Annotated in this window: 11 protein-coding genes and 1 pseudogene; 7 read left to right on the top strand and 5 right to left on the bottom strand. The window is 63.6% G+C overall.

Translation table 11 applies throughout. From position 1 onward, the window contains the following. Window positions 1–2: 2 nt before the first annotated feature. Window positions 3–671, bottom strand: coding sequence for an MBL fold metallo-hydrolase (locus JQ624_RS01055; protein ID WP_212416977.1), 669 nt, complete (start codon window positions 669–671; stop codon window positions 3–5). Between the two features lie 159 nt (window positions 672–830). Here JQ624_RS01055 and JQ624_RS01050 point away from each other — a divergent pair, with 159 nt between their 5' ends. Further along, window positions 831–1,646, top strand: a complete 816-nt coding sequence (locus tag JQ624_RS01050; RefSeq protein WP_212416976.1) for an RMD1 family protein — start codon at window positions 831–833, stop codon at window positions 1,644–1,646. Window positions 1,647–1,705: 59 nt separating this feature from the next. Here JQ624_RS01050 and JQ624_RS01045 read toward each other — a convergent pair whose 3' ends face one another. Further along, entirely contained in the window at window positions 1,706–2,824 is a 1,119-nt protein-coding gene (locus JQ624_RS01045) for a VWA domain-containing protein (RefSeq protein WP_212416975.1), read from the bottom strand. Window positions 2,825–2,990: 166 nt separating this feature from the next. Here JQ624_RS01045 and JQ624_RS01040 point away from each other — a divergent pair, with 166 nt between their 5' ends. Continuing rightward, window positions 2,991–3,476, top strand: a complete 486-nt coding sequence (locus JQ624_RS01040; RefSeq protein ID WP_212416974.1) for an MmcB family DNA repair protein — start codon at window positions 2,991–2,993, stop codon at window positions 3,474–3,476. A 153-nt stretch (window positions 3,477–3,629) separates the two neighbouring features. On the opposite strand, the gene JQ624_RS01035 is transcribed toward JQ624_RS01040, so the two are convergent. Next, window positions 3,630–4,184, bottom strand: a complete 555-nt coding sequence (locus tag JQ624_RS01035; protein ID WP_057852373.1) for an ActR/PrrA/RegA family redox response regulator transcription factor — start codon at window positions 4,182–4,184, stop codon at window positions 3,630–3,632. Window positions 4,185–4,304: 120 nt separating this feature from the next. Further along, window positions 4,305–5,630 carry an ActS/PrrB/RegB family redox-sensitive histidine kinase gene (locus JQ624_RS01030; RefSeq protein WP_212416973.1) on the bottom strand — a complete coding sequence of 442 codons (1,326 nt, stop codon included), beginning with the start codon at window positions 5,628–5,630 and terminating at the stop codon, window positions 4,305–4,307. Window positions 5,631–5,834: 204 nt separating this feature from the next. On the opposite strand from JQ624_RS01030, the gene JQ624_RS01025 reads away from it, so the two are divergent. The 4 genes and pseudogenes from JQ624_RS01025 (at window position 5,835) to JQ624_RS01010 (ending at window position 9,972) form a co-directional block, all read left to right on the top strand. Then, entirely contained in the window at window positions 5,835–6,632 is a 798-nt protein-coding gene (locus tag JQ624_RS01025) for an ABC transporter ATP-binding protein (protein WP_212416972.1), read from the top strand. A gap of 47 nt (window positions 6,633–6,679) precedes the next feature. Next, window positions 6,680–7,447 (top strand): ABC transporter permease, encoded by a 768-nt coding sequence (locus tag JQ624_RS01020; protein ID WP_249129287.1) that lies wholly within the window; start codon window positions 6,680–6,682, stop codon window positions 7,445–7,447. 127 nt (window positions 7,448–7,574) lie between these two features. After that, on the top strand, window positions 7,575–8,924 hold the full coding sequence (locus JQ624_RS01015; RefSeq protein WP_212416970.1) for a polyhydroxyalkanoate depolymerase: 1,350 nt from the start codon (window positions 7,575–7,577) through the stop codon (window positions 8,922–8,924). A gap of 197 nt (window positions 8,925–9,121) precedes the next feature. Continuing rightward, window positions 9,122–9,972, top strand: a pseudogene (locus tag JQ624_RS01010) (M48 family metallopeptidase). A gap of 153 nt (window positions 9,973–10,125) precedes the next feature. Here the strand turns inward: JQ624_RS01010 and JQ624_RS01005 are convergent. Further along, a complete protein-coding gene (locus JQ624_RS01005; protein WP_212416968.1) occupies window positions 10,126–12,351 on the bottom strand; it encodes a transglycosylase domain-containing protein in 2,226 nt (741 codons plus the stop codon). Window positions 12,352–12,497: 146 nt separating this feature from the next. On the opposite strand from JQ624_RS01005, the gene JQ624_RS01000 reads away from it, so the two are divergent. Beyond that, window positions 12,498–12,959, top strand: a complete 462-nt coding sequence (locus JQ624_RS01000; protein ID WP_212416967.1) for a DUF1330 domain-containing protein — start codon at window positions 12,498–12,500, stop codon at window positions 12,957–12,959. Window positions 12,960–13,057 lie beyond the last annotated feature (98 nt).

Below are 13,057 nucleotides of genomic sequence, written 5' to 3'. Positions count from 1 at the left end.
GCTTACATCTCGCCGGTGATGAAAGGATTGGTCATCCGCTCCTGGCCGATGCTGGAGCCGGCGCCATGGCCGCAGATGAAGCCGACATCGTCGCCGAGCGGCAGCAGCTTTTCCTTGATCGAATTGATCAGCGTGGCGTGGCTGCCGCCGGGCAGATCCGTGCGCCCGACCGAGCCGTTGAACAGCACGTCGCCGACAAGGGCGAAGCGCAGTTCCTTGTTGAAGAACACCACGCTGCCCGGTGAATGGCCGGGGCAGTGCAGGATGTCGAAGGTGAGATCGCCGATCGAGGCCTGATCGCCCTCGTCGAGCCAGCGGTCAGGCCCGAAATTGCGCACGCCGGTCATGCCAAAGCGCTCGCCGCTAGAGACGACGTTGTCGAGCAGGTATTTGTCGGCGATATGCGGGCCCTCGATCTTCACCTGCAGCGCGTCGCGCAAATCGGCCGCGCCGCCGACATGATCGATATGGCCGTGGGTGAGCCAGATCTTCTCGACGGTGACGCCGGTCTGCTTGATCGCCTCCAGGATCTTGGGAACGTCCCCGCCGGGGTCGATCACCACGGCCTTTTTGGAAGGCTCGTGCCAGATGATGGTGCAGTTCTGCTCGAACAGCGTTACCGGCACGATCATCGCGCCGGCCTTGGCCTGGGTATCGGTTTTGTCATCCATGGCAGGCACCATATTCTACCTTGAAAAGGGGTCAACACGGGCGGGAACCGATGTGTGGTCCGTTTCTGTCCGTGATAGGGTTTGCACATCGGGATATTTAGTGGCGAAAGCCGGAAATCGCATCGGTCAGATCGCGATTTCCGCCGGGGTGCGCAGTTCATGAACCAAGACTCCAAATCGCCGCTCGGCGGGACCCGAACGACGGCCCGGGCGTTTTTTGTCAGCGATCGCCTCAATACGTCGGGCCTCGAGCGCGGCGACGTACTGGCAACGACGCCGCTGGCGTTTCGCGTCAATGCGAATGGCGTCGCAATTCTCTTCCGCTATGGCGTGGTGGTCCTGATCGGGCTGAATGCGCTGGAAGAGGAGGAGTTCCTTCGCGGTCTGGACCAGCGCATGACGGGAAAGTTTGCGCGGCGGGACGAGGAAATCGCGATCATCGAGTTGGCCCCGGAAAGGGAGGACCAGATTCCACCCGGCGGCCCGATCTGCCTGCAAAGCCTTTCGCCGGAGCGACTGATCCTGATCGGCGAGGCGCTGGCGAAGAGCGTCGTTCTGGCCCGGCACGAACGCGAGGTTGCCAGCGTCTTTGACACGACCGAACCATTCGCGCGGGAGCTGGCGCGGAGCGGGCGTATGCGCGGCAGCCGTCGCTCGATCCTGCAAAATATCGGCAACGCACTTTTGGTACGGCACCGGGTATCGGGGCCGGTCGAAGTGGAAGAGAAACCCGACGTGCTCTGGGACAAGCCGCATCTGGAGCGGCTGTATGCCCGGCTGGAGGACGAGTACGAACTCGAGGAGCGCGCGGAATCGCTGAACCGCAAGCTCGCCGTGATCGCCGAGACCGCGCAGGTGCTGACCGATATCATCGACACGCGGCGCTCGCTGCGGCTCGAAGTGATTATTGTGCTCCTGATCCTGTTCGAAGTGATTATGACAATCTACCAGCTCGCTATAGGCCGGCACGCCTGAATGGGTCGGTCATTCCGGGTTCGCTGGCGCTCGCGCCCCCGGAATGACGCGTGGGTGACCTACCGCTTGATCTGCGCCTTCAGCGTATCCTCGACCACACGGTCGAATGACGACGCTTTCGCCGGTGCCTTGGCGCGCTGATCGGCGACGTATTTGTCGCGCTTCGCCACCAGGGCTGCGAGCTTTTCGTTGAGCGCCTTGCGCTGGCTCATCTGCTTGTTGACTTCCTCGCTACGCTGCTCGGGCTTCATCGCGCGCAGATTGTCGGGCAGGTCTTCCTCCTTGATGGTGGAAAAGCTGCTGCGGCCGGCCGAGACGTCGGAGACGAGATCGCCATCGCCGGTGACGGCTTCGGAAGTCGCCTTGGAGCGCTTGTTGAGATAGCTCGCCATCTCCGAGGCCTGCGCCGGCGCGGCGGCGGCGACCTCGGACAATTGCTTGGTCTTGCCTTCGGTGCGCTTCTGCATGGCGCGCGGCCCATAGGGGATCACGGTGCCGTTGATCTCCCGCTGCAGGATGATGATCTCCTCGTCGAACGGCGTCTCGATCAGGACCACCTGGCCGCCGTCCTGCGGGATCGGGATGAAGCGGCCGTTGCCGTTCTGGGCGATGTCGCGCCACACCCGTTCGGTATCGCGGGCATCGCCGGCCAGCACCGCGTTGACGATGATGTCCTTCTGCCTGGCCACCGACAGCGTGATCGGATATTTGGTGTCCTGCGCGTAATCCATGTGCGGCGGCGCGTCGCCGACCAGGAACACGATCCGCCTGGTATCGCCGCCAGAGGTCCATCGCAGCTTGTTGACGGCGACATCGAGCGCCTCGTTGACGCTCTCCGGCCAGTCACCGCCGCCGCGGGCCTTCAGTTCCAGAAGGCTGGCGTAGAGATCCTGGATATCTGTGGTGAGCTCGACCTTCCTGGTGACGTAGTCGTCGCCGATGTCGCGATAGGCGACGAGGCCCATGCGGATGTCGGCGTCGGGATTGCTATCGACGATTGCGGTCGCGATCGACCAGATCTTGCGCTTGGCGCCTTCGAGCAGGCCGCCCATCGAGCCCGTGGTGTCGAGCACGAACGCCACTTCGACGGCGGGCTTTGCAACGGCCGATGACGGGCCGGCGGACAGCGACAGGGCAGTGAGAGCGAGGGCAAGAGCTGATGTAGCGATGCGTGGCATCGTTGGATCTCCTCCAGTGTTTTGTCCCTCGAGCCAAGGTTCCCTTGGCTTCACGGTGCGCTGAGGTCCAAAAAAGGCGGGCTGCGGACAAATTTATGGCCGGCTTTCCGCCGGACTTGGCATCGCTGCTGGGTGGTCGTCGTGAAATCGGATATGGTTCACGACCATGGAATCGCCCGCCCGCCAGATCAGCCTCGTGCCCCCGTTAGACCGCCGCCAGTCGGAGACGGCGCTGGCAATCGCACGCGGCACCGCGCGGCTGCTTCACTCCTTGGGGTTTTCCTGCATCAGCGAATTGCCGCTGCCCTCGGGGCGGCGCGCCGATCTGGTGGCGCTGAATGAGAAGGGCGAAATCTGGATCGTCGAGATCAAGTCGTCGGTGGAAGATTTGCGCGCCGACCAGAAATGGCAGGACTACCGGATGCACTGCGACCGGTTGTTCTTCGCCTTCACGCAGGATCTGCCTTGCGAGATTTTTCCGCAAGATACCGGCCTGATCATCGCCGACGCCTACGGCGCCCACCTGCATTGCGAGGCCCCCGAGCATCGCCTGCCGGCGGCCACGCGCAAATCGATGATGGTGCGCTTTGCGATGGCGGCGGCGCAACGGATCAACCGCCTGGTCGATCCGCAGGGGCATGGGGAGTTTTAGATTTTTGTAGTGTTTCGCAGGGTGGGCAAAGGCGCTCTTGCGCCGTGCCCACCATCCATCCAAACCGTTGTCGTGAATGATGGCACGCTTCCGCCTTCGCTCTACGAGCTACGGCGGACAAGTCGCTTTTCCCACCCTACAATTCTGCGCAAACTACCGCGGCGCGCGCTTGGCCAGGATCCGCTGCAAGGTGCGGCGGTGCATGTTGAGCCGCCGGGCGGTCTCGGAGACGTTGCGGTTGCACATCTCGTAGATGCGCTGGATGTGTTCCCAGCGCACGCGATCCGCCGACATCGGATTTGACGGCAGCTCGGATTTTTCGGTGCCGCTGGCGAGCAGCGCTGCAACGACGTCGTCGGCATCCGCGGGCTTCGAGAGATAGTCCACCGCGCCCATCTTCACCGCGGTGACGGCGGTTGCGATGTTGCCGTAACCGGTCAGCACAATGGTACGCGCGTCGGGGCGCTTGCGCTTCAGCGCCGACACTACGTCGAGCCCGTTGCCGTCGCCAAGCCGCAGGTCCACCACGGCGAAGGCCGGCGCGGCCTTGTTGATCTGGGCCAGCCCGTCGGACACGGTATCGCAGGATGTCACCGCAAAACCGCGGGTTTCCATCGCGCGCGACAGGCGCTCGAGAAACGGCTTGTCGTCCTCGACGATCAGCAGCGAGCGGTCGGCGAGATCGTTCAGTTCGGCGATGGCGTTCAAGTCGGCTATCCCCCGGGTTGCGGATGCAGGGCATGATATAGAGCATATGGCGCGGCAGTCTTGCACTGCCAAGGGCCCCTGGGGCCGATCGGCTCCCTTTCCCTAATGCCTGGGACGGTTCTAATCCGCTGGCCCGGCAGCACTTTCCTCGGCCTCGAAGCGGGCGCGCGGCCAGGCGATCTGCACCACGGCGCCGTGATCGGGAAAGGTCCGGTTGGAGAAGGAAACCTTGGCGCCGGTGCGTTCCAGCAGCGTGCGGGCGATGAACACGCCCAGCCCGAGGCCGGCGCGTTCGCGGTGGGCTTCATCGGCGCTGCGGCGCCTTGATAAATAGGGTTCCCCGATCCGTTTCAGCATATCGGGCGCGATGCCGGGGCCGTCGTCCGAAATGATGATTTCGACCGTATCGGCGTTCCACCAGGCGTTCACCTCCACCGTGGTCCGGGCGAAATCGACCGCATTCTCCAGGATGTTGCCGACGCCATACAGGATGGCCGGGTTCCGCGCGCCGACCGGCTCGCGCGTGGCTGCGACAGCTAGCCGCACCTTGATCGCGACACCGAAATCGCGATGCGGCGCCACCGCTTCCTCGATCAGCGTCGACAACGGCATGCGGTCGAATGGCGCGCCGGAGGAGGAAAGCTGGGTGATCTTGGCCAGGATGTCGCGGCAGCGCTGCGCCTGCTCGCGCAGGGTCTTCAGATCGGACGCCAATGGGTCGTTGTCGTCGACCGCCTTTTCCAGCTCCCGCGAAATCAGGAAGATCGTCGACAGCGGCGTGCCGAGTTCATGCGCGGCGGCGGCGGCGAGACCGTCGAGCTGGGTCAGGTGCTGCTCGCGCGTCAGCACCAGCTCGGTCGCGGCCAGCGCATCGGAAAGCTTCCGCGCTTCCTCGGTGGCCTGGAACGCATAGAGGCTGGTGACGCCGATCGCGAGCACGATCGAGAGCCAGACCCCGAACAGGTAGATCGGCGGCAGCACCAGCGGGTCTTCGCTGTCCCACGGGAGCGGCAGATGGAAGAATACCAGCGCGGAGGCGCAGGCGACCGCGAGCAGGCCGAGCCCGACCGTCATCCGGATCGGCAACACCGTCGCCGAGATCAGGACCGGACCGAGGAACAGGAACGAAAACGGATTCTGCAATCCCCCGGTCAGGAACAGCAGCGCGGCCAGTTCGACGATGTTGAGTGCGAGCAGCGCCGCCGCATAGACCGGTTCCAGCCGCTGCATCGGGTTGAAGGCAATCTGCAGCGCGAGATTGAGCAGCGCCGAGACGCCGACGATGGCGACGCAGGCAATGGCGGGAAAGGCGAATTCGAGCCCATGCGCCACGATGAAGATCGCGGTGAGCTGGCCGAGCGCAGCCAGCCAGCGCAGCCGGAGGATCGTATCGAGACGGACATAGCGGTGCGGAAGGCGGAAATCGGAGGCGGCGACGTCGGTCATGACTGGAGTTTACCCGCGCGGGCGTGCGATCACAAATTCGCGCGGGTCATTTGGTGCAGCACGGGGGCCTGCATGGTTCGAGACGCCGCGGAGCCTGTCATCGGGCCGCGCTCCGCGCGAACGCGCCGTCTCGAAGGATGAAGCCACGATGCCTGCCCCGAACCCTTGCGCTATCAGCCCTGATGGCCCAATGAACGGGCTGAAATGGTCAACAGCGACCCCACGCCAGCACAGTCGGCCGCGGCCGGGCCGGAAAGCTCCGCCGCGATCGACGTCGCGCATCTCATCAAACTCTACAAGACCACCCGCGCGGTGGATGACGTGTCGTTCCGGATCGCGCGGGGCAGCATCACCGGCCTGCTCGGCGGCAATGGCGCCGGCAAGACCACGACGATCGCGATGATTATGGGGCTGGTGCTGCCGACCTCGGGGCGCGTCCGGGTGCTCGGTCATGCGATGCCGGAGCAAAGCGCCGAGGTGCTCGGCCGGATGAATTTCGAAAGCCCCTATGTCGACATGCCGATGCGGCTCACGGTGCGGCAGAACCTCACCATCTTCGGCCGGCTCTATGCGGTGCAGCATCTTGCCGAGCGCATCGAACAGCTCGCATCCGACCTCGATCTCAAGGATTTCCTCGACCGCGCCAACGGCAAACTCTCGGCCGGGCAGAAGACCCGCGTCGCGCTCGCGAAGGCGCTGATCAACCAGCCGGAGCTGCTGTTGCTCGACGAGCCGACGGCTTCGCTCGATCCCGATACCGCCGACTGGGTGCGGCAGCATTTGCAGGATTACCGCAAGACCCATGACGCCACCATCCTGCTGGCGTCGCACAACATGCTGGAAGTGGAGCGGCTGTGCGACCGCGTCATCATCATGAAACGCGGCCGCATCGAGGATGATGACAGTCCCGACCAGATCATGGCGCGCTACAACCGGAGCACGCTGGAAGAAGTGTTCCTCGATGTCGCGCGCGGCCGGGTGGCAGAAGGGACATCGTCGTGAGCGAGATCACAGTCCATCGCGCCATCTCCTGGCACCGTATTCAGGCGATGGTACTGCGCTATTGGTATCTCCTGATGTCGTCGTGGCCGCGGCTGCTGGAGCTGATCTACTGGCCGGCGCTGCAGGTCATCACGTGGGGCTTTCTGCAGAACTACATTTCGCAGAACGACAATTTCTTTGCGCGTGCCGGCGGCACGCTGATCGGCGCGGTGATCCTGTGGGACATCCTGTTCCGCGGCCAGCTCGGCTTCTCGATTTCGTTTCTCGAGGAGATGTGGGCGCGCAACCTCGGCAACCTGATGATGAGCCCGTTGAAGCCGATCGAATTCCTGATCTCGCTGATGATCATGAGCCTGATCCGGCTTGCGATCGGCGTCATCCCGATGACGCTGCTGGCGCTGTTCTTCTTCGATTTCAACTTCTTCGCAATCGGCCTGCCGCTGATCGCATTCTTCTGCAACCTGATCTTCACCAGCTGGTCGGTCGGAATTTTCGTATCCGGCCTGGTGCTGCGCAACGGTCTCGGCGCCGAGAGCATCGTCTGGACCTTGATGTTCGGCCTGATGCCGCTCGCCTGCATCTATTATCCGGTCGCGGTGTTGCCCACCTGGCTGCAATATGTCGCCTGGACGCTGCCGCCGACCTATGTGTTCGAGGGCATGCGCGCGCTCTTGATCAATCACGTCTTCAGGGCCGACCTGATGGTCTGGTCGCTTGGCATCAACGTGGTGCTGTTCGCTGCCTCCTTTGCGATCTTCCTTGTCCTTTTGCGCAGCGCCAAACACCACGGATCTTTGCTCGGGGGTGGCGAATAAGTCACAGTTTCCCGTGTATTTCCGGGGCTTTTTGGCCTTTTGGCAGGTGGACATAACTAATCGGTCCATTGACGCATTATTACGCATTCTGCACTATGCTGCGGCGCAAACAGAGGTCAGAAACAAAATGCCGATTGGTGAGTTTGGCGGCGCACCGCCCCTAGTGGCCGAAGGCAGTCCGGCGCTTACGACGCCGATGTACTGGATGTACGAAATGGGCCACGCGTCGCTCAACCCGGCACGCGCCGTGACCGACGCCACCAAGATCCTGTTTCAAAATCCGCTCAATCCGTGGTCGCACACTCAATTCGGCAAATCGATCGCCGCGGCCTGCGAATTGTTCGAACGCACCACCCGCCGTTACGGCAAGCCCGAATGGGGTCTCGACTTCACCGAGGTCAACGGCGTCCGCACGGAGGTCGAAGTCCGCTCGATCTGGGAAAAGCCGTTCTGCCGTCTGCTGCATTTCGATCGCAAGCTGACCCGGCCGCTGCGCAGCCCTCAGCCGCGCGTGCTGATCGTGGCGCCGATGTCCGGCCACTACGCGACGCTTTTGCGCGGCACGGTCGAGGCGTTCCTGCCGACGCATGAAGTCTACATCACCGACTGGTCCGACGCGCGCATGGTCCCTCTCACCGAGGGCCGCTTCGATCTCGACGACTATGTCGATTACGTCATCGAGATGCTGCACGTGCTCGGCGGCAACATGCATGTGATCGCGGTGTGCCAGCCTTCGGTGCCGGTGGTGGCGGCGGTTTCCGTCATGGAGGCCGCGCGCGATCCCTTCGTGCCGCTGTCGATGACCCTGATGGGCGGCCCGATCGATACCCGCCGCAACCCGACCTCGGTGAACAACCTCGCGGGCGAGCGCGGCATCGAATGGTTCCGCAACCATGTCATCACCAAGGTGCCGTTCCCGCATCCCGGCGTGATGCGCGACGTCTATCCGGGCTTTTTGCAGCTCTCGGGCTTCATCACCATGAACCTCGATCGCCACACCGACGCGCACAAGGCCCTGTTCAACAATCTGGTGAAGGGCGACGGCGACATGGTCGACAAGCACCGCGAATTCTACGACGAGTATCTCGCGGTGATGGATCTGACGGCTGAGTATTACCTGCAGACCGTCGATGTCGTGTTCGTCAAGCACGCGCTGCCCAAGGGCGAGATGACCCATCGCGGCAAGCCGGTCGATCCGTCGCAAATCCGGCGCGTGGCGCTGATGACGGTCGAAGGTGAGAAAGACGACATCTCAGGCCTCGGCCAGACCGAAGCGACGCACGCGCTGTGCCCCGCAATTCCCGATCATCGCCGCGTGCATTACGTGCAAAAGGGCGTTGGACATTACGGTGTGTTCAACGGATCGCGATTCCGTTCCGAAATCGTGCCTCGCATCTCCGATTTCATGGTGTCGGCGGCCAATACCACGGTGTCAGCGGCCAATACTAAGCCAACATTGGTTCGTGCAGCCGAATAGCAGCGATCGCGGCATCGATTCCGTGCTGCCGATAAGTTGCTGAATAGATTCAAACATTCCAGTTTTCGGCCGAATCAAGGGGTGAGTTCAGACTCACTCCTTGAGGCCGTTTTTGACCCCCGGTTCCAGCCAAAATTTTGGGTTCCAGCCCCTGCCGGTAGGGGCCATTTGGCTCTAAGCCCCTGTATATTGGGCAAATGATTTGTTTTTGCGCCGAGCGATTTAGATGAGATTCCCTTGGCGGCGGATATGGCAGAATCCGGGCGAACTCCTACTCCCCGGACTCCAAGACATGGCTACTCGCGCCCTCCTTTATCGGCGGCCCGCCGAACCCGCGACTCTTTTGGTCAAGCACGGCTCGCAAGTCTTTGCGATCAGGCTTCGCCGGCACCGCCGCGCGCGGCGTTACACCTTGCGCATTCATCCGACCGATCGCGAAGCCATCCTGACCATGCCGCCGCGGGGCACGCTGGTGGAAGCCAAGGACTTTGCGCAGCTTCACGGTGGCTGGATCGCCGCCCGTCTCGGTCGTTTGCCGAAGGCTGCGCCGTTTCAGGCCGGCACAGTCGTACCGTTGCGCGGTGTGCCGCACCGGATCGTGCATCGCGCGGGCGAGCGCGGCACGGTGTGGACCGAAACCCGCGACAGCGGCGAGAAGATTTTGTGCGTGGCCGGCGGCGCCGACCACATGGACCGGCGCGTCCACGACTTTCTCAAGCGCGAAGCGCGGAAAGACCTGCACAAGGCATCGTTGGCCTACGCCGCGGATCTTGGCGTGCGGGTCAGGCGGGTGTCGATCCGCGACCAGTCGAGCCGCTGGGGATCGTGCACCTCGGCCGGATCATTGTCGTATTCCTGGCGATTGATCCTCGCGCCGCCCTATGTGCTGGACTATCTCGCCGCCCATGAGGTCGCCCATCTCGTCGAGATGAACCACTCGCCGCGGTTCTGGCGCGTTGTCGGCCGCATCTGCGACCATGTCGAACGCGCCAAGCGCTGGCTCGACACCTACGGCAACGACCTGCATCGCTACGGGGTCGAGGATTAGTTCCGTCATCTCCGCAAATTCCGGCGTCGTCACCCGCGAAGGCGGGTGACCCAGTATGCCAGAGACATTGGTAATTGACCGAGAAGCCGCGGCGTACTGGGTACCCCGCCTTCGCGGGGTACGACGATGTAAGACGGCCGCACGATTTCGGCCTTATCTTCCAAACAACCGATCCACCAGCCAGCCATCCAGTCCCGCTGCCGCTTCCGGGCGTGCCGACGGATTGGGGGGTGGCGCCGAGGTTCTTGCCGGTGGCGGCCGATAACCGCCGCCCGACGGGACCGGCGCCGACGGGCCCGGCGCGGCGCTGACCTGCGACGCAGTCTGGAACAGGTTCGACATGAAGCCGCCGCGCTGCGCGTTCGGCAGACTGGCCACCGGAACGCCCTGATGCGCCGTGCGCATGAAGCGGGTCCACACTTCCACCGGCAGGCCGCCGCCGGTCGCCTTCTTGGTCGGCGAGTTGTCGTCATTGCCGAGCCAGACGCCGGTGACGAGGTTCGCGGTGTACCCGATGAACCAGGCGTCGCGGAAATCCTGGCTGGTGCCGGTCTTGCCGGCGGCCATCCAGCCCGGAATCTCCGCCTTGCGTGCGGTGCCGCTCAAGAGCGTTTCCTGCATCATCGTGTTCATCATCGCGGCGTGGCGCGGCTCGATCACCTGGCTGAGCTGATCGGGTTGCCGCATGTACAGCACCTTGCCTTCATTGGTGCGGATCTTGGTCACGACATGCGGGGAGACCCCGAGCCCGCCATTGGCAAACGGCGCATAGGCGCCGACCAGTTCGATGACCGACACTTCCGAGGTGCCGAGCGCGATCGAGGGATTGGCCTCGAGCTTCGATGAAATCCCGAGCCGGTGCGCGGTCCGCACTACGTTCTTCGGCCCGACCTCGAGCCCGAGCCGTACCGCGACCGTGTTGAGCGACATCGCCAGTGCCTGTGTCAGCGTCACCGCGCCGAAATATTCATGGGTGTAGTTCTCAGGTTTCCAGCCCTTGAGATCGAGCGGTGCGTCCTGGCGGATGGTTTCCGGCGTCAGGCCGCCTTCGATCGCCGTCAGATAGATGAACGGCTTGAACGCCGAGCCGGGCTGGCGTTTGGCCGTCACTGCGCGGTTGTACTGGCTCTCGGCATAGTTTCGCCCACCCACCATGGCGCGCACCGCGCCTTCGGGCGTCATCGCCACCAGCGCGCCCTGCGTGACGTTGAATTTCACGCTCTTCGCCGCCAGCTCGTCGATGATGGCGGCTTCCGCGACGCTCTGCAGTTTTGGATCGATCGTGGTCTCGACCACGATGCTCTGGTCGATCTGGCCGACGAGATCGTCGAGCACCTCGCCGATCCAGTCGGCGACGTAGTTGACGGTGCCGGCGCCGGCCGGTTTCACATGATAGGAGGGATGGCCGATCGAGGCCTTGGCCTGGGCGGCGCTGATGAATTTGGCCTCCGCCATCGCCGCGAGCACGATTCCAGCGCGCGCTTCGGCGCCTTCGGGGTTGCGGTTCGGCGCCAGCCGCGATGGCGACTTGACGAGGCCGGCCAGCATCGCCGCTTCCGCGATCGTGACGTTCTTTGCCGACTTGCCGAAATAGCGCTGCGAAGCCGCCTCGACGCCATAGGCGCCGGAGCCGAAATAGACGCGGTTGAGGTAGAGCTCGAGAATTTCATTCTTGGAGTGCTTGCGTTCCAGCCAGAGCGCGAGCTCCACTTCCTGCAGCTTGCGCGCCATCGTGCGTTCCTGGGTCAGGAACAGGTTTTTCGCGAGCTGCTGCGTCAGCGTCGAGCCGCCCTGCGAGACGCCGCGGTGCAGGACATTGGCGACGGCGGCGCGCGCGATACCGACGGGGTCGATGCCGTAATGCGAATAGAAGCGGCGGTCCTCGATGGCGATGAACGCCTTCGGCAAATAGGGCGGCAGATCCTTCAGCGCGACATTGGTGCCGGCCATTTCGCCGCGTGAGGCCAGCAGACTGCCATCGAGGCCTGTAATCTGGATGGTTGGCGGTCGCTTTGGAATTTCCAGCGACTGGATCGCCGGCAAATGCGCGCCGACCCAGATCACGACGCCCACCACCGCGATCGCCGCCCACAGGCCGAGCACCGCGCCCCAATAGATCAGCCGGCCGAACCTGAACCGGTCGCGCGATTTCGCGCGCCGCTTGGCGCCGCCTCTTGCCGCGCGGGGCTTGCGCTCGCGCGGCGGCGGCTCGTCGTCGTCCTCATCGTGCTTGCGCTTGGGCACTGATTTCTTCGGTTTGTCGTCGTCGACGGCGGCTGGGATGCGATCCGCAGGTGAAAGCCGCAAGTCGGCGAGCGCTGCCGGAAGCCCAAACAGCGGCTCCTTGCGTCCGCCGCTCTTTTTCCGTCCCCACGCCATGACAAACGCCGTTCACACCCGTCCCGCCGCACGCTAGCGGGGGCTGTTTAAGGGTCGGTTACGGAAAGGTTAATGCGGGATTAGGAGGTGCGGCGGGGCCATACTAATATGGCTGCAAACCACAGCGTTCTCGGGGGAAATTCTCCATGGGCCACATCGATCCGACCAAAGAAGTGTTCGCGCAATTCAGGGCCGATGACCGGCCGGGGCCCATCCACATGCTCAACCTGGTCCGCTTACGCGCGCAGGCCGCCTATCCCGACGGCCGCCAGGCGACGGGCGCGGAAGCCTACGCGGCCTACGGGCGCGAAAGCGGCCCGGTGTTCGAACGGCTCGGCGGCCACATCGTCTGGCAGGGCAGGTTCGAACTGATGCTGATCGGGCCACAAGACGAGCGTTGGGATCACTGCTTCATCGCCGAATACCCAAGCGTCGCCGCCTTCGCCGAAATGATCCGCGATCCCGTCTACCGCGAAGCGGTGAAGCACCGCCAGGCCGCGGTCGAGGATTCCCGCCTGATCCGGCACGCCGTGCTGCCGGTCGGCAAGACGTTTGGCGAGATTCCGAGTGACAGCAGACGCGCAGTAATCGTTATTCCCTCATGGTGAGGAGGCGCTTTAGCGCCGTCTCGAACCATGTGGCCGCGCTGGTGCCGTTCATCCTTCGAGACGCCGCTACGCGGCTCCTCAGGATGAGGTCTGGCACC

The organism is Bradyrhizobium sp. AUGA SZCCT0283, from assembly GCF_018130385.1.
In the GTDB taxonomy this organism is placed as follows: domain Bacteria; phylum Pseudomonadota; class Alphaproteobacteria; order Rhizobiales; family Xanthobacteraceae; genus Bradyrhizobium.
This window is presented reverse-complemented; position numbering and strand designations above follow the sequence as displayed.

Bases quoted from the DNA above. Each gene is read 5' to 3' on its own strand.
- JQ624_RS01000 (WP_212416967.1), top strand. From the start codon at position 12,498: ATGGGCCACATCGATCCGACCAAAGAAGTGTTCGCGCAATTCAGGGCC.
- JQ624_RS01040 (WP_212416974.1), top strand. From the start codon at position 2,991: ATGGAATCGCCCGCCCGCCAGATCAGCCTCGTGCCCCCGTTAGACCGC.
- JQ624_RS01015 (WP_212416970.1), top strand. From the start codon at position 7,575: ATGCCGATTGGTGAGTTTGGCGGCGCACCGCCCCTAGTGGCCGAAGGC.
- JQ624_RS01045 (WP_212416975.1), bottom strand. From the start codon at position 2,824: ATGCCACGCATCGCTACATCAGCTCTTGCCCTCGCTCTCACTGCCCTG.
- JQ624_RS01025 (WP_212416972.1), top strand. From the start codon at position 5,835: ATGGTCAACAGCGACCCCACGCCAGCACAGTCGGCCGCGGCCGGGCCG.
- JQ624_RS01055 (WP_212416977.1), bottom strand. From the start codon at position 671: ATGGATGACAAAACCGATACCCAGGCCAAGGCCGGCGCGATGATCGTG.
- JQ624_RS01020 (WP_249129287.1), top strand. From the start codon at position 6,680: ATGGTACTGCGCTATTGGTATCTCCTGATGTCGTCGTGGCCGCGGCTG.
- JQ624_RS01005 (WP_212416968.1), bottom strand. From the start codon at position 12,351: ATGGCGTGGGGACGGAAAAAGAGCGGCGGACGCAAGGAGCCGCTGTTT.
- JQ624_RS01030 (WP_212416973.1), bottom strand. From the start codon at position 5,630: ATGACCGACGTCGCCGCCTCCGATTTCCGCCTTCCGCACCGCTATGTC.
- JQ624_RS01050 (WP_212416976.1), top strand. From the start codon at position 831: ATGAACCAAGACTCCAAATCGCCGCTCGGCGGGACCCGAACGACGGCC.